The sequence below is a fragment of the Enterococcus sp. BSD2780061688st2 D3 genome (assembly GCF_005844145.1).
Classification (GTDB): domain Bacteria; phylum Bacillota; class Bacilli; order Lactobacillales; family Enterococcaceae; genus Enterococcus_B; species Enterococcus_B durans.
In genome coordinates, this window is the sequence record NZ_SPHN01000013.1 from 19,619 (window position 1) to 39,133 (window position 19,515).

Sequence of the window (19,515 nt, forward strand, 5' to 3'; positions counted from 1 at the left end):
ACGCTTATTCATCATCAAATTCCTCCATTTCGGATCGTTGATTGTGTATCATTTTGATTCTTTTACATAAATAGTTACTATTTTCATTCATAAAACAACCTTCAATCATTATCCGCCCCCTTTATCATCGAATCGTTTAACTCCCGACCTCCTTTGTTTGATTTTATAAGGAGAGTTTACCATGTATTTTTTTACACAAACTATCAATATGAGTGAGCAGGCGTGCCAATATTGATAGTTTTTATCTCAAAAAAAATGAGAAAATAGCGTTTACTTTAAATACAGGTAGCAACAAAAGAATTGACCTATGTCTGACTGTCAGGGAGCAAAAAATCTGCTTAAATGTTTCACAGAGAAGAAACTAGCGGGAAACTCACTTTTTTTCGTATGTGGTTTCAATTCCTCAACTGCAACTGATAAAACGATTTCGCCATCATTTGAAAATACAACCTCATTATTGCTTTGTTCCACATCAGCTAAAACAGGTGTGGAAAAAAGTCTTTTGTTCTTTTTCTCACAACAAACTGGTGAAGATTTCTCCATAGCCATTAGATCAAATGATAAAGTAGGTCCATCGTAAAACAATAGTTTAAATTCATTCAACGGTATTTGTGTGACGCCTAGCCGTTACTTCATTTCTCTTGAGAGAGTTTCTCTTATCATCTTGATGGTATACATCGATTACTGCTGATAGTTCCAGTTTTTTGGTATTTGGCTTTGACATACTGGTGATTTTATCCACATAAAGGAGCACTTCGTCTAAAGAATCGAAACCAAAAGTACTATTCAATACTTTTTAGCCAACCGTTGACTTTTTACAACCAAGGGTTATTATTTGCTCCAGTTACTTATTTTTTGTAAGATAAATATAGAAAGATAAAGGGAGGAATTATTGATGACTAAAAAAATTGGTTTCTTTGTAGGAAGCTTAAGAAAAGATTCATACAATAAAAAAGTTGCAGAGGCTTTTGCAAAATTATTACCTGAAGGATATGAAAGTGTCTTTGTAAAAATCGATGATCTGCCTTTTTATAATGAAGATCTTGAAACACCTGAAAATGCCCCAGCGGAATGGACTCGTTTCCGTGAGGAAGTAAAAGATTTAGCTGGCGTTGTTTTTGTGACACCTGAATATAACCGATCTGTTCCTGCTGTTCTAAAAAATGCTTTAGATGTTGGTTCTCGTCCTTATGGCCATAGTGTTTGGGATAACAAACCTGGACTAGTTGTTACTGCTTCACCTGGTGGTATCGGCGGTTTTGGTGCGAACCATCATCTACGTCAATCATTGGTATTCTTAAATGTGCCAACATTACAACAACCAGAAGCGTATATCGGCAATATCGCTAACTTAGTTGACGAAAATGGTAACGTAGTTGAAGGTACTTTGAACTTCTTCCAAACAATTTTAGATGCGTATTTAGCTTTTGCTAATAAATTAGCTGATTAATATTATTTACTAGTAGATTGACTAACCGCCTGTCAACATTCGTGCTTATCACAACTAATGAGAACGAGACTGGCTACGATAAAAGAAAAGACCACTTAATCACAGAATAGTTGAGGAACCACGTTCAATTGCTTACGATGCTCCTCCTATTCCTATGATTATGTGGTCTTTTTGTTCTATAAATACTCGTCAAATGGAGGTTGAGACAAAAGTCGTTTAGTTTTGAGAAATTGGAGAGAAAAACCTGACTTTTTGACACCGTTTATTTGAGAGAGGCTGGGACAGAAGTGTTTAACTCCGAAAAATAAGAAGAAATTAACGAAAATTGCTTTTCAAATTTTTGTAAATTTCGGCTTATTTAAGAAGGAGTTGCTTTTTGCTCTCGCCGTTTATTCGAGAGCCTATAGCAAAACTGATTTTTAGCTTTGTCCCACATTCGCTACTGGTTTTTGATATAGTGCAGTTCGATGAATTCACCAAACCGTTGGCTATCAGTCAGTTTTAGTCGTTCATCATACTTTCCTTCTTGAAACAGGCGAATACCGTTTCCTAAAAGTACTGGAGCAATTTGAATATACCATTCATCAATCAGCTGATGTTCAATCAACGGTCTTAATAATGTGCCGCCACCAACCACCCAGACAGTTGTGTCAGGATTATTTTTCAATTGTTCAACAACGCCTACTGGGTCATCGTGCACAACCGTTGCATCTTCTAATTTCAGTTCCTTGTTTGAGGAAAAAACGATGTTGCGTTTATCTGGATAAAGCGCATCTGTTTCCAAGTATTTTTTGGCTTCCTCATATGTCCTTCTTCCCATGACCGTCACATCTATCTGCTTATAGAAAGCTTCATACGTCGTACCGATACCTGTTGGAGTATCGAAGAGCCATTGCAGGCTGTCCTCTTTGGTCGCGAGATAGCCATCTAGACTGACCGCACCATAAAATAGTATTCTCCCCATCTTCTTCCTCCTCTATTCCTTGCGTGCTATTTCCTGTTTTCTAAAACAACCGTCCACATGGTCATTGATGATGCCGACTGCTTCTAAGAACGCATAGAGCGTTGTGCTACCGATAAATTTAAACCCTCTTTTTTTCAACTCTTTTGCCAGTTTGTCAGATAACGGGCTAGTCGTTGGAATATCTGCTTGTTCAAGATAAGAAAGATTGATCACTTTCTGATCCGTGAATCCCCATAGATAGTCTGAGAAGCTACCAAATTCCGCTTGGATTTGTTGAACAGCTTTTGCATTGGCGATGGCTGCTTCGATCTTACGACGATTGCGAATGATTCCTTTGTTTTCCATCAATTCATTGATCTTATCTTCTTGGTATCGCGCTACTTTTTCAATGGCAAATGAATCATACGCCACATCAAATGCTTCGCTTTTATTGAGGATCGTCTGCCAGCTCAGCCCCGCCTGATTGATATCTAACATCAATTTGCGAAAAAGCCTCTGGTCGTCATATTCGGGAACACCCCAAACGGTATCATGATAGATCCGCATACTTTCTGTCTGTTCACTCCATGCACATCTTTTTTTCACTAGGTTCACCTCTAATTCTATTTTTTATAAAAAAAGAGAGGACCACGTGGTGATCCGATCACTCTGAAGTCCTTCTTCTCTACTATTAATTACGTTTATTTACGTTTTTTCTTTTTCTTTTTGTTTTTCTTGATCATACGGTTCATCGCCATTTTACCAAGTTTTCCTTTGACGCCCGTGCCAAACATTTGGTCCATACCAGGGATATTCATATCTCCTTTAGACATTTGCTGCATCATTTTACGTGATTCTTTGAACTGTTTGATCATACGATTGACTTCGACCACACTATTCCCAGAACCTGCGGCGATCCGTCTGCGGCGACTTGGATTCAATAGATCAGGGTTTTCTCTTTCAGCTGGTGTCATTGAATAAACCATTGCTTTTTTGCGTTCCACATCTTTAGGATCGACTTTGACATTTTCAATGCCAGGTACTTGATTCATTCCTGGGATCATTTTGATGATATCTTCCAGAGGTCCCATGCCCATCACTTGATCCAATTGTTCGATAAAGTCATTGAAATCAAATGAGTTTTCCCGCATTTTCTTTGCAAGTTCTTCCGCTTTTTTCTCATCATAGTCCTGTTGCGCTTTTTCGATCAGTGTCAACATGTCACCCATTCCAAGGATACGGCTTGCCATACGGTCTGGATGGAAGACTTCTAAATCAGTTAATTTTTCTCCAGAACCAACAAATTTGATTGGCGCTCCAGTCACTGAACGAATCGAAAGTGCCGCACCACCACGAGTATCACCATCTAATTTGGTGATGACTACCCCAGTGATCCCTAATTGTTGATTGAAACTATCTGCTACATTGACAGCATCTTGACCAGTCATCGCATCGACAACCAGTAAAATTTCATTTGGCTGAGTTAGTTCTTTGATTTGCTTCAATTCATCCATCAACGTTTCATCAATATGCAAACGTCCGGCCGTATCGATCAAGACATAATCATTTTTCTTTTCTTTGGCTACTTCCATCCCTTGACGGACGATCTCGACTGGACTGACATCTGTACCCATATCAAATACCGGTACATCTAATTGTTGGCCTAATACTTTTAATTGATCGATCGCTGCTGGACGATACACGTCTCCTGCAATCAGTAATGGACGTGCATTTTCATTTTTCTTTAAATAATTGGCTAATTTACCAGTAAAAGTCGTTTTCCCAGCCCCTTGGAGACCAGCCATCATGATAACTGTAGGGATCTTAGGAGACTTGTTCAATTCCACTGTTTCTGAGCCCAGAGTGATCGTTAATTCCTCATCAACGATCTTAACGATTTGTTGTGCGGGTGATAGACTTTCCAACACTTCTGCGCCAACTGCGCGTTCTCTTACTCGTTTCGTAAAATCTTTTACGACTTGTAAGTTGACATCGGCTTCCAGCAAAGCAAGGCGGATTTCCCGCATCATTTCTTTGACGTCAGCTTCTGATACTTTTCCTTTTTTTCTTAATTTACTCATCGCCTGTTGCAGGCGCTCTGTTAAGTTCTCAAATGCCATATTTTCTTCATTCCTTTATTCTTCGATTTCTTGGATCTGTTTGATCAAATCAAGAAGGGTCTCATCTTTTGGATAAGTTTCCTTCACATAAGTAGTCATTTTTTCTAAAAATTGTTCACGAACGATATAGTCAGAAAAAAGATGCAACTTTTTTTCATAATCTTCTAAAATTTTACTTGTCCGTTTGATATTATCATAAACGGCTTGGCGACTCACTTCATACTCTTCCGCTATTTCTCCTAATGAAAAATCGTCTGCATAATACAATTCCATATAGTTCATTTGCTTTTCGGTCAGAAGGGTGGAATAAAATTCAAAAAGTGCATTCATTCGGTTCGTTTTCTCGATTTCCATTCGATTCACCTCGCATTTCCAACCATTCTTCATCTGAGAGTACGGTCATTTGTTGTTGGATAAAATAGGCAGTCGCTACCCCCATGCCTTCTTCAAGAGTTCCAGTAAAACAACCATCATAAATAAGATGGACCCCGCATGAAGGACTTTTCGCTTTCATTATGACGGTGTCTATTTTATGTTCACGTAATTTTTGATAGGCTTTAACTGCGCCTTCTTGATAGGCCTTTGTCACATCTTCACCTGTCACCGTCACAACCTTAGCGTGGCCATGCCAAACAGCCATACCATTCCCACCGACAATTTCTGCGGGCGGTCTCGGCGTAGGCAATCCACCCATCACTTCTGGACAAACCATGATCGCTTTTCCTTCATCTACCAGTTTTTTTAATGCAGGAACAGCTTTTTGCTGACCATCATAGCGGCAGATTAGACCGCCTAAACAAGCACTGATACCGATCATCGTTACTTTCCTCCTTATCCAACAAGTGCCTTCCCATTATACCATTTATTCAGTGAGTAAAATAGTACTTACTATTGATTATATGCTAAAATAAGAACAGCCGAATAGCTGAAGCTTTTCTTGGATCGTTGTTCCAACCATTCAAAAAAGTAAGCAACTTGAAGCGGCAAGCATTCAACAAGCTTTGCTTGTTTAGATAAACCAAACAGACTGTTCGCAAAAGGAGAATTTATGAAAAAAGTATTAGTCGTAGATGATGAGCCTTCGATCGTCACATTACTAACCTTCAACTTGGAAAAAGAAGGCTACAAAGTTATTAGTGCAGATGACGGACAAATCGGTCTTGATCTTGCTCTTGAGCAATCATTTGATTTTATTATTCTGGACGTCATGCTCCCTTCCATCGACGGGATAGCAATTACTCAAAAACTAAGACAAGAAAAAATCGACACACCGATTTTGATACTCACAGCCAAAGATGACCAAGTGGATCGAATCATTGGACTAGAAATCGGCGCCGATGATTACTTGACAAAACCATTCAGCCCTAGAGAAGTACTAGCGCGGATGAAAGCTATTTTTCGACGGGTCGAACCTCGGAACAGCCAAACAGTAGAAGCAGAACCTGAGTACTTGTCGAGTGGACAGATCACAGCTGATCTAACGAATTATCAGGTGACGGTCGATGATCGTCCAATCGAGTTGACGCCAAAAGAATTTGAATTACTTGTTTATTTTATGAAACGAAAAGATCGTGTGATTGATCGTGATACATTACTTGATCGCATTTGGAATTTCGATTTTGCTGGTCAAAGCCGGATCGTAGATGTTCATGTCAGCCATTTACGAGAAAAAATTGAAAGAGATCCGAAACATCCCAAATATTTGATCACTGTTCGTGGTTTTGGCTATAAGTTTCAGGAACCAAAGATATGAACTGGAAAAAATTATCCGAACGCGCATTCTTTCTTATCCTTTTGATTGGGCTCTTTTTTGGTGGTTGGCAGATGATCTCACATTACTTTCAACAACAGATCATCGAACAGCAAGAAAGTTATCTGATAAAGAAAGCACAGCTGTTGACCCAACAACTGGATGTAGAAGATTTGACTTCTCAACAGAATAAAAATATTTTAACAGAATTTGTCCATCAATCGAACGAACGGATCACGTTGCTGGATTCTAATGGAAAAGTCTTATTTGATACAACGGATCAATCGTTGGATCAATCGAGGGATGACCGTCCTGAGATCAAAGCGGTATTGAATGGTGGGACACTTGGCACCTCATTGAGAATGAGTACGACATTGAATGAAGAACTGCTCTATGTAGCATTACCAATCAAAGTAAACGGGCAACTTGAAGCAATTATTCGAATCGCAGAACCAACGAGTGGCTTCTTACCTCGAACAGAAAACTTTCGTCGGTGGGTCTTCTTCTTTTTCTTGATTTTTTTCATTGTTTTGACCAGTATGATCTATTACTTGGCCTATCAGCGAAATCAACCACTCAAGACAGTTTTACCAGTCTTGAAAAAGATGGTCAATAATCCAGACAAGACGGAAATCATTATGCAAACATCCGATCAGTGGGAAGAATTGTATCAAACGATCAACGAGTTAAGTGAACAAATGAGTAAAATGTATCGTGCGTATACCACCACTGAAGAACAATTATATTCACTTTTGAACGAATTGATGATCGGTGTCTTCCTCATTGATTCAGAATCACGATTACGTTTGCTTAATCCAAAAATGCAAAGCCATTTAGGTGTAAGTCACTTTCGCCCCAATGAACGCTACACAGAGATCATCCAAGAACCAAAATTGATCCAGCTGATCCATCAAGTTACCCCGACTGAACCGCTTGTACACAAAGAAATCACGATTTCTGAAGGACAACAAACGTTGGACATCAGCCTTCGCTATTTTAATAGTTCAGAAGAAACTGGACAAATATTGGGGGTCGCGTATGATCTAACTAAAATCAGACGTTTAGAAAAACTTCAAAAAGACTTTGTTGGAAATGTCTCTCATGAATTAAAGACTCCAGTCACTTCTTTGATTGGTTTTACTGAGACTTTGCTGGACGGAGCAAAAGACGACCCGAAAACATTGACGGACTTTCTTTTGATCATGCAAAAGGATGCCATCCGATTAGATAAGTTGATTCGAGAAATCATCCAACTGTCAAAAGATGAAGAAACACCTTACGAGACACAGACGATTTATCTGGATCCTTATTTCCACCAGATCATCCAAAGTTATCAGCCAACGATCGAGAAAAAACAGTTGACCATCCAACTGTTTGGGGAAGATGTATCATTCACTACGCAGACAGATCTATTATATCCGATCATTAAAAATCTAGTCGAAAATGCCATCCAGTATTCAAAAGAATCAAGCACGATCATCATTCGCTATCAAGTCACGAACAAATTAACCTTTTCAGTCCAAGATTTCGGCATTGGTATTGATAAGGAAGACCAAGAACGGATTTTTGAACGTTTTTATCGAGTGGATAAAGCCAGGAGCCGACACTCAGGTGGAACTGGTCTAGGCCTAGCGATCGTAAAAGATTATGTCAATCTATTAGGCGGGGAAATCCTAGTAGACAGTCATCCAGGAACTGGCTCTACTTTTACAGTCACGATCCCCGCTTTACAATCAAAATTTCCAAGTTGAATCGAGACCGGAACAGAAGTATCTCTCTCCGAGAAATAAGAAGAGGTTCACAGAAATTACCTTTTAAATTTTTGTAAGTGTCGGCTTGTTTTTCGAAGGAGTTGCTTCTGCTCACATCGTTTATTCGTTTTAAAGAACGTGGGACAAAAGTGTTTCTTACTTTTGTCCCACGTTCTTTTCTTCCCTTTATCTCACTCGCATTTATTCTTTCGGTTCGTCAAATTTGATCCGAAATAAGTCCTTCAACCACTCTATAAACGTTCGTTTTCTTTGGTCATTTTTCAATCGACTGTATTTTTCGATCAGTTGCGACAGTTGTCTAAAAATAGATTCTGCTGCAAAAAACAAAATGATCAGTAACAAAATTGAGACTGCGGAGATTGCCGATATAGAAAATAGTTTATGGAGAAAAATAACTGAAAAGACGATTCCTCCTGCACAAAATAAAATAATTCTCCCTCTAAACCGATTCAGTGGCTGACAGATTTTATATAGAACTAAAAACCCAACGGCCGTCAGCAACATCGTAGACGCTGTGGAGACGTCTGTTTTGTTGAGCTGCAAGCTCACACCACTCACGACTAAGGCACCTACGACCATCATATCAGTCAAACCGCCAGGGATTGCTTTTGCCATCACATTGAACATGAATTTTCCTTCAATCCGGTTCTTGTTTTCTTCAAGTGCAAGTAAAAAGGATGGCACACCAATCGTGAATAAACTAATCAATGTAATTTGAGAAGGTTCAAGTGGATACGTCAGTGCAAATAAAATAGAAAATACGGAAAGCAAAAAAGAAAAAATATTTTTGACTAAAAATAAACTAGCAGAACGCTCAATGTTATTTACCACACGACGTCCTTCTGCTACGATCTCAGGCATTTTTGAGAAATCAGAATCGAGTAACGCAACTTGTGCTGCTTGGATCGTTGCCTCGTTTCCTGAAGCCATGGCAATACTACAATCTGCTTCTTTCATCGCCAAAATGTCATTTACGCCATCACCTGTCATTGCTACAGTATTTTTTTCCTTTAACAGTTGCACAAATCTCATTTTTTGTTCTGGTTTCACACGCCCAAAAACGGTATATTCCTCAACTGCTTTACCATATTCTTCCTCTGCTAACTGAGAAACATCGATATATTTTTCAGCATTTGCGATTCCTGCTTGTTTGGCTACGCTAGAAACAGTTTGCGGATTATCCCCTGAGATCACTTTGATCGCTACACCTTGTTCTTTAAAATAAGCGAATGTTGCTGGTGCTTCTTTTCGTATAGGATTAGTGATCAGAATATAGCCTAATGGTGTTACCTCTGCTTCTAAGACCATTTCTGTGAGTTCTTGTGGATAGGCTCCAAAAACCAACACGCGATAGCCCTGTTCAGTATAGTGACTGAATTCCTCTTGATATTTTGAAAACTGATCCCGTAAAACCATTTCTGGAGCCCCTAATACATAGGTTCCCTCAGAAAAAGATACACTACTGAATTTCTGCACGGATGAGAATGGTTGAACTGTTCGTACTTCTTGATCTGTGTAGTCCGTAAAATAATCTTGGATGGCTTCCATCGTCACATTGTCGCTGGCCATCGCTTTTGCGTAATCAGAAATCAACCCTTTGATTTTCTCGCTGTTTTTTTGAGCAGTCTCATTTTTTGCAACAAGCAATTTTTGAACAGTCATCCGATTTTCTGTGATCGTACCTGTTTTATCGACACATAGGACGTTTACTCTAGCTAATGTTTCAATACTTTTCATATTATGCAAAAGGACTCGTTCCTTCGCTAATCGGCTGGCACTCATTGCTAAAGCGATCGTCGTCAACAAATACAAGCCTTCGGGGATCATACCGATCAACGCTGCTTCCATTGCTACGATACTTTCTTTGATCGTATCCTCGTTTACAAAGTAGCTTTGTCCAAAGAGGGTAAGGCCTAAGGGAATAATGATGATCCCGATCCATTTGATGAGTTTATTCAAGGAAGCGATCATTTCAGATTGTTCCCCTTCACCCATTTTCTTTGCTTTTACTGTCAGTTGCGAGATGTAAGAATCATATCCAACTCTTTCCAATTGAACATAGGCCTTGCCGGAAATAATAAAACTTCCTGACATCAAAGAATCGCCAATCTCTTTAGTGATCTCATCTGCTTCACCTGTTAATAAGCCTTCATTGACCTGCAGTTTTCCTTCTAACACGGTGGCATCTGCTGGTATTTGTTGCCCCGTTTCAAGAAGTACTACATCATCTAATACTAACGATTCAATATCGATCTTCTTTTCTTTTCCCTCTCTAATGACCGTTACTTTGGCAGCAGACAATACGGTCAAATTGTCCAAGATTTTTTTTGAACGGATTTCTTGGTAGATGGCGATTCCCGTATTCGCTAAGATTACCGGTAAAAAAGTGAGATTTTTATAAGATCCGACTAAACATAATAAAATGGCTAAAACCATAAAAATCAAATTGAAATATGTGAATGTATTTTGAAAAACAATTTCCTTGTTACTTTTAAATGAGGTATCTATCGTCTGGTTTGTCGCATGATCTTGTATTCTCTCTGCGACTATTTTTTCTGAAAGCCCCTCATGATAATCGGGGGCGTAACGGGTAACAGGATTTTTCTCATTTTGATCGAATTCATTCTTGCTTCTTTTTCTGAATTTTTCCATGATTTTTTACCTCGATTGTTATTCTTATGAATACAATAATACAATCATCGAAAAAAAGCCTATGAAACGGCTGATAAATGTCTTTCATTCCTGTCATATGCCAGTTGCTCAAGCAAAAAAAAGCATACCTATCAAGGCACACTGTCACTTATATTCTACGAAGTAAAAAAGCTGGAACAGAAGCCACTCTTTATGAGTGAGATACTTCTGTACCAGCCTTGGGGTAACTTATTTTAAATTTCCTTTCGCATCACGTTCGACTTTCATTGAAGTGATCGGCAGATAACCTAGTTCTTTGACTGCGCCTTGTTGAACATCCTCTTTCATCATGTAGTCTAAAAACTTCTTCACTTCTTGGGAAGGTTTACCATTTGTATACATATGTTCATACGACCAGATCTTCCAACTGTTGTCTGCAACGTTTTCTTCCTTAGGTTCTACACCATCAATGCTTAACGCTTGTGTCGTGTCATCCAAGTAAGAAAATGCTAAATAGCTGATCGAGCCTGGCGTTTGGGCCACGATCTGGCGAACTGTGCCAGAAGAATCTTGCTCCTGTGATTGGATAGGAGTAGCGCCATCTAAACCCCATTTTTCAAATGTTGCTCTGGTACCACTACCATTTGCTCGGTTGATTACACTGATTTTTTCATCTTTTCCGCCTAGATCTTTCCAATTTGTGATTTTACCTGTAAAGATGTCGATCAATTCTTGTTTGGTGATATTTTTTACACCAGTATCTTTGTTGACGATCGGTGCCATTCCAACAACAGCAACTTTATGGTCCACTAGCTTGCTGGCATCGACACCGTCTTTTTCTTCAGCGAAAACATCGGAGTTACCGATTGTGACCGCTCCGGCTTCAACTTGGCTCAAGCCTGTTCCGCTCCCACCACCTTGGACAGAAATCTGATAATTGGGATTTTCTTGCACGAAGCTTTCTTGTGCCGCATCAACTAATGGTTGTAAAGCGGTTGAGCCAACCGCAACGATTTTTACTTGTTCATTTGAATTACCCGAACTATTCTGTGCTGCGGAACCATCTGTATTTCCAGAACCTGAACCACATCCAGCTAAAAGAAAACCTAGGACACCTAAAGAGAATAATACTTTTTTCATTGATATACCCCTTTCTTATTTACAAGTAAAGTGTACCAATGTACTGTAAATCCTACGTGTGGATGGTGTAAATATCCAGTTAATTTATGTAAATTTCCGGTAAAACGAAAAAAACAAACAGAGTCCTCATCGACCATGTTTGTTCCTGTGCTTATTTATAAGGGTGTACTAATCAGTATCATCCGCGCTCTGAAATCATCTTTGTTGTTCGAACTTCCGTGTAAAAATAAAAAAATGCTGCTAAAAAGAATGAGAGAATTGCTAGATAGAAACTTGGCTTTATTGTTAAAAAATACATTGCTGAATAAGCAGAATCTTTTAACCCGCTTTCACTTAGCCCATTAGGACCAACGATGATCCGCGGCAACATCGAGAAAAACGAGGCAAAAACCAACATGCAAGAAAAATGGAGCATATGCCAGTTATAAGCTTTAATGAATTTATTTGAAAGCAGCAAACTCACACTGATCAAAAAATAAAACATCGTTAAAAGTGGAAAATTCTTTGATACGACAAATCCGCTACCTTGGATCAATCCTAAAATCTCTGCCCCTTGTACTACCGCATTTACCCATGTAAAAGGTGCCAAGAAAATTGGGAAAAACCAAAAAAACAAATACAAACGTTCAACTTTTATTATCTTTCTCATTCGTTTCCTCCCATGCACTATTTTCTTTCACCATACTATAAGCGTTTTCTCTAAAAAAATTAGGGGGAAAATCTTTTTTTTTAGAGATAACGCAATGAGAGTTTGTTCATTTAACCATCAAAATATGAAAAAGGAATTGCTTAATTTTATTTTGATCTTAAAATAAAGTTGTGGGGGAGAATCGAATACACAAGTTTGGAGGACAAACATCATGGTAAAATATCTAAAAAAATGTATTTTACTCCTGTTTTTAGTTCCGTATATTTATTTTGCATTGTTGCTAGATTACCGCTATCATTCTATTTTTGGATTGATTTTTCTAATTTTTCTGGCATTTTATACTGGTTTTCTCATGCAGAAAAAAGACCAACTTTTTCTTTTGATTCCAGGGAACATCGCTACGACTGTGACTTCCTATTTAGCATGTCTCCATTATACAGATTGGCACTTTTTTTATCAGCCATTTAGCCCGACCAAACTTATCCTGCTACTAGCTGTCATTTATTTAATCCCACAAGTGATGGGTATTTTTTGGGCACGGATATTTACTCAAAAAAAGCAGAATATAAACATATTTAAATAGAATATAAAAAAGGAGGAGACTTTCGTCATCGATCGTCTGCTCCCTTTTTTAGTGTGATTTATTTGTATACTGCGGCTTCTTCTGACACTTTCAAAGTATATCCTATGACAGACTGAATCCTACCTATATCTCATGCAGATACACTTTCTTGATCACGATCTTGTCGAATAGTTGTGACTGACTATCTTGTTCACCAATGATCTCAGCAATCACTGTGCGATTATTTGATTTCTTCCGTAACTGGTAATTTATTTTCCCAGTCGCATTCAACTCATTTAACATGTCTACTACGCCACCAAAACCTGTTTTCTTTGTAATGAATCCTAATGCCACCATTCGTTCATCCAAATTTTTAGCGGAGACCGTTACTCCAGTGATCAAAGAATGTTTTAACTTTTGAACTAACTCCTCTAACCCTTCTGTTGTTGAAACAACTGACGTGGACTGATCGGTAAAGTTATCCAGTACTTGTTTACTTTCTTCATTGATCCGTACTTCCTCTTTCACCGATTCTCGCAAGTCTGCTAGTTCCTGTAACAAGGTTTCGTACTGTTCCTGAGTCAGCATGACACCTGCAACTTTTTCTCGGTTGAATATATATACCCCAGTTTCGGCTTTTCTCGCCTGGTCAAACACATCCATCGGTGATCTTTTTACCTCTGTGATCGAAGATGTGGGCACCTCTAATTTCTTTAAATCCAATGGACATCCTCCTTTACTAATCTGTTTCATTATAGCATATCCAAAACATCCGAAGAAAATATCCTTCAATTTTTTGTATCGATCCAGTAATCGATATCTGAAAGTAGCCGGTCGATACCAAAGGAAGATTGGTAGAAATAGGTTTTTTGATCCTTATTATTGACCAGTGGGAAAAAATGATCCGTAATGATCAATTGTGCATAATTGGGCGGTGTTGCTCGCGTACATACGTGAATCGCTGTTCGTTTTCGGTGTCTAAGTGTTTTGTCTAAAACAGCTGCCAGTCTTCTCGCTTCCTCATGGTCGTAACGAAAAAAAAAGACGATTTTCACTTCTGGCGGATAAAGTTCCAAATAGCCTCGCTCTTGTAATACTTTTAGTAAACACAAATCCCACTCACTTGCTGGATAATCGAGTGCTTGTTGTAAAGCTGTTCGAAATTGGCTTAGTTTCTCTTGGCAATTCGGTATCTTTTTCAGAAATTCATGATATGTTTGCAATTCTTCCTTGACTGTATGTTCTTGGATACCGATCGTATAGCGCAACCATTCTTGATAAATCACCCGTGTGATGCTTTTTTTATTCGTACTTTCATATTCGCTGGTCAGCCAAAATAAAGAATCCAGCTTTTCAGTGACGATCATCAGTTTACGGTAATCCTGTGTTTCTTCAATTTTTTCCCAACGTTTCTCAATGATGATATTACAGCTCAAGCGCAAAATACATCGATATATTTTTTCTTTTTCTGATAAGTGTTGTTCTCTCAAAAATAGCAGTTCAGGAAACATCTCAAAGAATACCGTCTGATTTTCATTTAACAGTTCCACCTCTGAAACTTCTTTTCTTTGCTCCAATAGCTGAATAAACACTTCTGAAAAAGATCGTTCTGTATCTTCAACATAAAAATGTGGAAAATCTCTTAAGAAACAAAAGATCAGATAACGGATCTTTCGTTCAGCACCATAGATTTGTCCCTTTTTATATGAAAAGGAAAGATGATATTCTCCTAACCACTTCCGTAAGCGTTCCTGTGAAGAACGATCATAGACCTGCTGATATTTTTTTTGGAGGATCAAATCTTTTAATAAACAAAAGGAAGAAGACTGGATCAAAAAATCAAATAATAAATAAGGTTCGCTGTATCCTTTGTTATAGACTAAGCAAACACTTTTTTTCTGCTGGATCAATTGGATCGGGATATCCTTTTCCTCTAATCTTTTTAAATAGCGATCGATCGTTTTCACGTCTACCATTAACTTTTCGGCTAGATCGGCTTTTTTCCAAGTTAGATCCTTCATCTGATGGATCAATAAAAATAAATTTTGTACATTTTTTGTTAATAGTTTTTGCCATTTCATTGAAGCTACCTCACTTAATCCATTTACTCTGATTCATAAAAAAGAAAAATTGCAAATAGCTAGTTTCTATATATAAAGTACGAAAAAAAACAAAAAATTATTTTTATAAACCATTAATTTATTTTTAATTTTATTATACTTCATTCGTTCACGGTGTAAGAGACATTGCTTGTCGGAACGATACCCTTCAATTAAAATATAGAAGTAGAGTAGCAATTTTCATGAGAAGGAGATGAGAGAATGAATAACCAAATCCAGTCATCCAAAGAAAAAGTGGATCAACTGATTCTTGAATTAGAAAAAGCAATTGTTGGTAAACGTTCGACGATTCAGTTAATGGTTGTCGCCTTGTTAGCAAATGGGCACGTCCTATTCGAGGATATACCAGGTGTCGGTAAAACTTTACTTGTCAAAGCTTTATCTCAAGCAATCAAAGGTAACTTTAGTCGCATCCAGTTTACACCGGATCTCCTTCCCAGCGATATTTTGGGATTTTCAGTCTATAATTCTCAAAACCACTCCTTTGAATTTCGACCGGGACCAGTTTTTACGACAATTCTCTTAGCTGATGAGATCAATCGAACCACGCCAAGAACTCAAGCCGCACTTTTAGAAGTGATGGCGGAAAGACACGCAACGATCGACAATCATACGTATCCTTTAGATCCGCATTTCTTTGTTTTGGCTACCCAGAATCCCATCGAATATGAAGGAACATATCCTTTACCTGAAGCCCAATTAGATCGCTTTTTATTTCGGTTAGAGATTGGGTATCCTTCATTTGAAGAAGAGCTCTATCTATTGATGAATGAATATGAGCAGAATCGGCAATCCTTATCTGTTGTTTTAAGTAGTGAAGAATTGACCTCCTTAAAAGAAGAAGTGAATCAAGTCTTCGTAGACCCTGCTGTTGCTTCTTTTGCCTTACAACTCGTGACAGCAACCAGAGAACATCCTGAAATCAAATTAGGCATTAGTCCAAGAGGAAGCCGAGCGTTTATTCATGCAGCGAAAGCCTATGCTCTTGTTCAGGGTCGCATGTATGTTACGCCAAAAGACTTCCAAGTATTGGTTCCTTTTGTATTTGCTCACCGTCTGATGTTTTATGATCCTTCATTGAGCAAAACACAGATCACAGAGCTTCTCAACGATATCGTTTCTCATGTTCCCATACCAGTGAGGTGAGCAAATGACAAAACTATTCAATTACCTGACTAACTCCTTGTTGCTCGGTATCTATTTTTTATTTGTGGGGTTTGCTATTCTTTTCAATAATTCATTGGGTTGGTTCCTTGCAACTTTTACCACACTTTATTTGTTATGGAGTTTTCTTTCATTAGGCTCACTTTTACGAAAAATAGCAGTCTCTAGTTCTGTTCCAGCCTTCATCAACCGTGAAAAAGCAACTGTCACAACTGTTTATTTTTCAAAAGCACGAGTCTTTTCTATTCCCTTACCTCGTTTAACTATTCGCTTTTCTGAGAACTTCTCTCCCCAACAGCAAACGATTTTTGTCCTATCAAAAAAGAAACAAGGCGTGCAAACGACCATCAACTGGCCAAACCGAGGCAATTTACAAACTGTCACGATCGAACTGATCGCTTATGATCCTTTAGGGTTGTTTCGTAAAAGTATCAAACTGGAGATTCCTTTCAATACCACCGTCCTTCCCCAGTTTTGTGAAGAAGAAGCCAACCAACTGTTTGAACAGTTGATCCATGAGCAAAGGCAATTCCCCCAAAAAGGTGGAGAGGAATTGAAAGAATATCGACCTTACCGCTATGGTGATCCAGTGAATCGGATCAATTGGAAATTATCAGCACATAGTCAAGAATGGCTTTATCGTGAAACAGAAGAAAAACAGCCAATGAGCGAGATCAGCCTATGTTTTTGGGGAGTAGATGACCCATTTTTCGAAGAAACATTGGATATCTATTATTCTTTTTACCAATTAGTTAAAGATAAAAATCCGAAAATGATCGTTTTAGGAAAGGATCATTTTAGCCAGAATGAACCAACCAATCAATTATTTGCCAAATTACAGCCATTTCCTGTGACTGATGAAAAAAAGGCAAACGCCTATTTAAAAGATGCTCATAGCCCGCACCTTATCATTTTTACACCTAGACTTTCCGACGCACTCCAAGCATTTAGTGAGGCAAACCCTAAAAATACCACTGTCGTTTTTATTTATTTCGAAAGCAATCACTTAGTCATTCAACATAAACAAGCTCGTCTAGCTGTCAAGGGAGGTACGAAAGATGACTGATAAAAAAATACTATGGCTTCGTGGGATATATTGTTTTTTTATACTTAGTGTCCCAGTACCTGTTTTTCTATCTGCGAATCAGTTGCCAGAGTATTTGACCCTTGTTTTGATCATTGGCTTGATTGCTGCCGTCACTGCTGGTTTACGTTCAAAACTACTGCGACTACCTTTTTATATTATTTTGGCTATTGGTGCACTTGTTCGTTATTTTCCTGAAACACCATTTTCTTTCCGTTGGTTCTCACAGTTTTACGCACAGATTTCGTTAGAGCTTGGGCAATTGTTTCAAGGAGAATTGAACTATTTTCCTGCAAAAACTGCTTTTTGCCTGATTTTATGCTTGATCTATCTCACCTGTCTGCTAGTGATCGATTATGACCTATGGCCGATCCCTTTTATACTTATAACTGTATACTTTATGCTGTTGACTATTTTTAGGGATTTCGATCTATTTGAAGAAATGATTTTTGTCGTGGCTGTCTTATGTATCTATTTGATTTTAAGACAACTGTTAGTTACCCTTCCTAGCAATAAAAAAGGCCAATTTCTATTACTTACAAATTCAACTTTACTTGTCCTTTTAGTTATCAGTGCGACACTTCCTTCCTATTTGCCGACATTCAATCAGGCATTAGAAGAAAAAAGTGAACCAATCAGAGACTATCTCAACCAAGAAGGACTCTATGACAAAATCAACAACTATCAAGCTACTGGTACCGCTAAAACTGGATTCAGTGAAAATGATGAACAACTTGGTGGCCCTCTATATGATAATAACGATGCCGTTTTTACTGTTGTACAACCTGAAAGCAACTACTGGAAAGTGGAAAACAAGACTGATTATACTGGTAAAGGATGGAATGAAGATCCAAATGCTCCTCTTACTCCAGTGGAAAATATACCTTATGGACTTCAAGAATATCAGAAAGCTGACGCAACACCACAAACTGCCCAGTTATCTTTGAAAAGTCAAGCCTACATTCCTTATCCTTATGGGAATATCCAATTGACTACTTTGCCTGATCAAAACGAGATGCCTGTCTATTTTTTGCAGCAATCGAACCGTTTCATTTTAACTGGAGCAAAAAAAGATACTACGGTTACCATGGCTGTCAATAAAATTTCCACTTCGCCTGATAACCTACAAGCTATTCAGATCTCAGCTGATGATAAAAAGCGACTTGAAAATTTTCTGCAGTTGCCTTCTTCACTCCCGGAAAGAGTCAAAAATCTAGCAAATGAACTCACAGATGGACTTGCTTCTCCTATTGAAAAAGTAAAAGCAATTGAAGATCACCTAAAATCGTTAGGGAACTATCGGTATTCAAAGATCGATGCACAACATACCCCAGAAAATCGTGACTATGTGGACTATTTTTTATTTGATACGAAAGTAGGTTATTGTGACAACTTTTCTACCTCTATGGTGATCCTCCTTAGAGCAGCTGGGCTTCCTGCTCGTTGGGCCAAAGGATTTACAGGAGGCTATCAAACGGGTACAAAAGATGATAACAAAATATATACGATTTTAAACAGCAATGCTCATTCTTGGCCGGAAGTTTATTTCCCTGGCTTTGGTTGGCTCCCTTTTGAACCTACTCCTGCTTTTTCAAATCCAGCAACTGCTGAACAGGAAGTTCCAGAAACATCCAGTGCGCCGCTTGCTTCAGATGCAGCAGAACAAAGCAGTGAACCTGCAGATACACAACGTTCCTCTACAGAAACAACAACTACTACTGAGAATGGTGTAACTGACACATTGAAAAAAAATAATAGATTTCTGTTCTTTGCGTTATTTTCTGTTTTAGTGCTTGTCGTTCTCGGGCTCTATCGCAAAAAATTATATTGGTTCATTTATGTTCTCTGTCTTCACTTATTTATCGTCAACGAACGGCAAGCCTATCGTTTTCTGCTGTGGGGATGTGAGCGCCTGCTACCTAGAGCACCAGAAGAAGATCTCGTATCATACAGTATGCGCTTTGAAACGAACTATCCACTGAATGATCGTTTCATCAAATTAACGACGCATTATGAAGCGTTCCTCTACGGCAGTCATGCTGAGCCATTTGATAAAGCAATGTATCACGCTGTTGCGGATGCGATCAGAAAACAGATATAACTAAATCATGAAAAAAAGACAATTCCTAT

At 38.4% G+C, this 19,515-nt stretch carries 19 protein-coding genes; 7 read left to right on the forward strand and 12 right to left on the reverse strand.

Annotated features, from left to right (window positions below; genetic code table 11):
- Positions 1–318: 318 nt before the first annotated feature.
- The gene (locus FGQ66_RS15220; protein ID WP_171024602.1) at positions 319–603 is read right to left on the reverse strand and encodes a hypothetical protein; all 285 of its coding nucleotides are present in this window, start codon (positions 601–603) and stop codon (positions 319–321) included.
- Positions 596–724, reverse strand: a complete 129-nt coding sequence (locus FGQ66_RS15580) for a hypothetical protein (protein WP_283205175.1) — start codon at positions 722–724, stop codon at positions 596–598. Before FGQ66_RS15580 ends, FGQ66_RS15220 begins: the two co-directional genes overlap by 8 nt.
- Before the next feature lie 171 nt (positions 725–895).
- On the opposite strand from FGQ66_RS15580, the gene FGQ66_RS10765 reads away from it, so the two are divergent.
- A complete protein-coding gene (locus tag FGQ66_RS10765) occupies positions 896–1,450 on the forward strand; it encodes an NADPH-dependent FMN reductase (RefSeq protein WP_005875615.1) in 555 nt (184 codons plus the stop codon).
- A gap of 439 nt (positions 1,451–1,889) precedes the next feature.
- On the opposite strand, the gene FGQ66_RS10770 is transcribed toward FGQ66_RS10765, so the two are convergent.
- The 5 genes from FGQ66_RS10770 to FGQ66_RS10790 all read right to left on the reverse strand — a co-directional run bounded on the left by FGQ66_RS10770 (position 1,890) and on the right by FGQ66_RS10790 (position 5,330).
- Positions 1,890–2,414, reverse strand: a complete 525-nt coding sequence (locus FGQ66_RS10770) for a dihydrofolate reductase family protein (RefSeq protein ID WP_138302406.1) — start codon at positions 2,412–2,414, stop codon at positions 1,890–1,892.
- Between the two features lie 12 nt (positions 2,415–2,426).
- The gene (locus tag FGQ66_RS10775) at positions 2,427–2,999 is read right to left on the reverse strand and encodes a DNA-3-methyladenine glycosylase I (RefSeq protein WP_138302407.1); all 573 of its coding nucleotides are present in this window, start codon (positions 2,997–2,999) and stop codon (positions 2,427–2,429) included.
- Positions 3,000–3,094: 95 nt separating this feature from the next.
- Positions 3,095–4,513, reverse strand: coding sequence for a signal recognition particle protein (gene ffh, locus FGQ66_RS10780; RefSeq protein WP_081134350.1), 1,419 nt, complete (start codon positions 4,511–4,513; stop codon positions 3,095–3,097).
- 15 nt (positions 4,514–4,528) lie between these two features.
- Positions 4,529–4,867: a putative DNA-binding protein gene (locus FGQ66_RS10785; RefSeq protein WP_005875610.1), complete on the reverse strand. Its 339-nt coding sequence runs from the start codon at positions 4,865–4,867 to the stop codon at positions 4,529–4,531.
- Positions 4,827–5,330 (reverse strand): 2-thiouracil desulfurase family protein, encoded by a 504-nt coding sequence (locus FGQ66_RS10790; RefSeq protein WP_113845990.1) that lies wholly within the window; start codon positions 5,328–5,330, stop codon positions 4,827–4,829. Before FGQ66_RS10790 ends, FGQ66_RS10785 begins: the two co-directional genes overlap by 41 nt.
- A 231-nt stretch (positions 5,331–5,561) precedes the next feature.
- On the opposite strand from FGQ66_RS10790, the gene FGQ66_RS10795 reads away from it, so the two are divergent.
- The gene (locus FGQ66_RS10795) at positions 5,562–6,266 is read left to right on the forward strand and encodes a response regulator transcription factor (RefSeq protein WP_138302408.1); all 705 of its coding nucleotides are present in this window, start codon (positions 5,562–5,564) and stop codon (positions 6,264–6,266) included.
- Complete coding sequence (locus tag FGQ66_RS10800; protein ID WP_138302409.1) at positions 6,263–8,014, forward strand: sensor histidine kinase; 1,752 nt, start codon at positions 6,263–6,265, stop codon at positions 8,012–8,014. The genes FGQ66_RS10795 and FGQ66_RS10800 overlap by 4 nt, the downstream gene beginning before the upstream one ends.
- A gap of 201 nt (positions 8,015–8,215) precedes the next feature.
- Here the strand turns inward: FGQ66_RS10800 and FGQ66_RS10805 are convergent, their stop codons facing one another.
- From FGQ66_RS10805 to FGQ66_RS10815, 3 genes are all read right to left on the reverse strand, one after another.
- Positions 8,216–10,687 carry a cation-translocating P-type ATPase gene (locus FGQ66_RS10805; protein WP_138302410.1) on the reverse strand — a complete coding sequence of 824 codons (2,472 nt, stop codon included), beginning with the start codon at positions 10,685–10,687 and terminating at the stop codon, positions 8,216–8,218.
- A gap of 228 nt (positions 10,688–10,915) precedes the next feature.
- Positions 10,916–11,806: a phosphate ABC transporter substrate-binding protein PstS family protein gene (locus FGQ66_RS10810; RefSeq protein WP_138302411.1), complete on the reverse strand. Its 891-nt coding sequence runs from the start codon at positions 11,804–11,806 to the stop codon at positions 10,916–10,918.
- Between the two features lie 178 nt (positions 11,807–11,984).
- Positions 11,985–12,455 carry a hypothetical protein gene (locus tag FGQ66_RS10815; protein ID WP_005875598.1) on the reverse strand — a complete coding sequence of 157 codons (471 nt, stop codon included), beginning with the start codon at positions 12,453–12,455 and terminating at the stop codon, positions 11,985–11,987.
- A 211-nt stretch (positions 12,456–12,666) separates the two neighbouring features.
- Here FGQ66_RS10815 and FGQ66_RS10820 point away from each other — a divergent pair, with 211 nt between their 5' ends.
- Positions 12,667–13,038 (forward strand): hypothetical protein, encoded by a 372-nt coding sequence (locus FGQ66_RS10820; RefSeq protein WP_016177498.1) that lies wholly within the window; start codon positions 12,667–12,669, stop codon positions 13,036–13,038.
- A 123-nt stretch (positions 13,039–13,161) separates the two neighbouring features.
- Here the strand turns inward: FGQ66_RS10820 and FGQ66_RS10825 are convergent, their stop codons facing one another.
- Together FGQ66_RS10825 and FGQ66_RS10830 are read right to left on the reverse strand one after the other, a co-directional pair.
- On the reverse strand, positions 13,162–13,740 hold the full coding sequence (locus tag FGQ66_RS10825) for a type II toxin-antitoxin system Phd/YefM family antitoxin (protein WP_005875594.1): 579 nt from the start codon (positions 13,738–13,740) through the stop codon (positions 13,162–13,164).
- A 65-nt stretch (positions 13,741–13,805) separates the two neighbouring features.
- Positions 13,806–15,098: a helix-turn-helix domain-containing protein gene (locus FGQ66_RS10830; protein WP_081134357.1), complete on the reverse strand. Its 1,293-nt coding sequence runs from the start codon at positions 15,096–15,098 to the stop codon at positions 13,806–13,808.
- Between the two features lie 240 nt (positions 15,099–15,338).
- Between FGQ66_RS10830 and FGQ66_RS10835 the strand changes: the two genes are divergently transcribed.
- From FGQ66_RS10835 to FGQ66_RS10845, 3 genes are read left to right on the forward strand one after another with little or no spacing between them, the layout of a single operon-like run.
- Positions 15,339–16,283 carry an AAA family ATPase gene (locus FGQ66_RS10835; protein ID WP_138302412.1) on the forward strand — a complete coding sequence of 315 codons (945 nt, stop codon included), beginning with the start codon at positions 15,339–15,341 and terminating at the stop codon, positions 16,281–16,283.
- A gap of 4 nt (positions 16,284–16,287) precedes the next feature.
- Positions 16,288–17,367: a DUF58 domain-containing protein gene (locus tag FGQ66_RS10840; protein ID WP_138302413.1), complete on the forward strand. Its 1,080-nt coding sequence runs from the start codon at positions 16,288–16,290 to the stop codon at positions 17,365–17,367.
- The gene (locus FGQ66_RS10845; RefSeq protein ID WP_138302414.1) at positions 17,360–19,486 is read left to right on the forward strand and encodes a transglutaminase-like domain-containing protein; all 2,127 of its coding nucleotides are present in this window, start codon (positions 17,360–17,362) and stop codon (positions 19,484–19,486) included. Before FGQ66_RS10840 ends, FGQ66_RS10845 begins: the two co-directional genes overlap by 8 nt.
- The last annotated feature ends 29 nt before the right edge of the window (positions 19,487–19,515 follow it).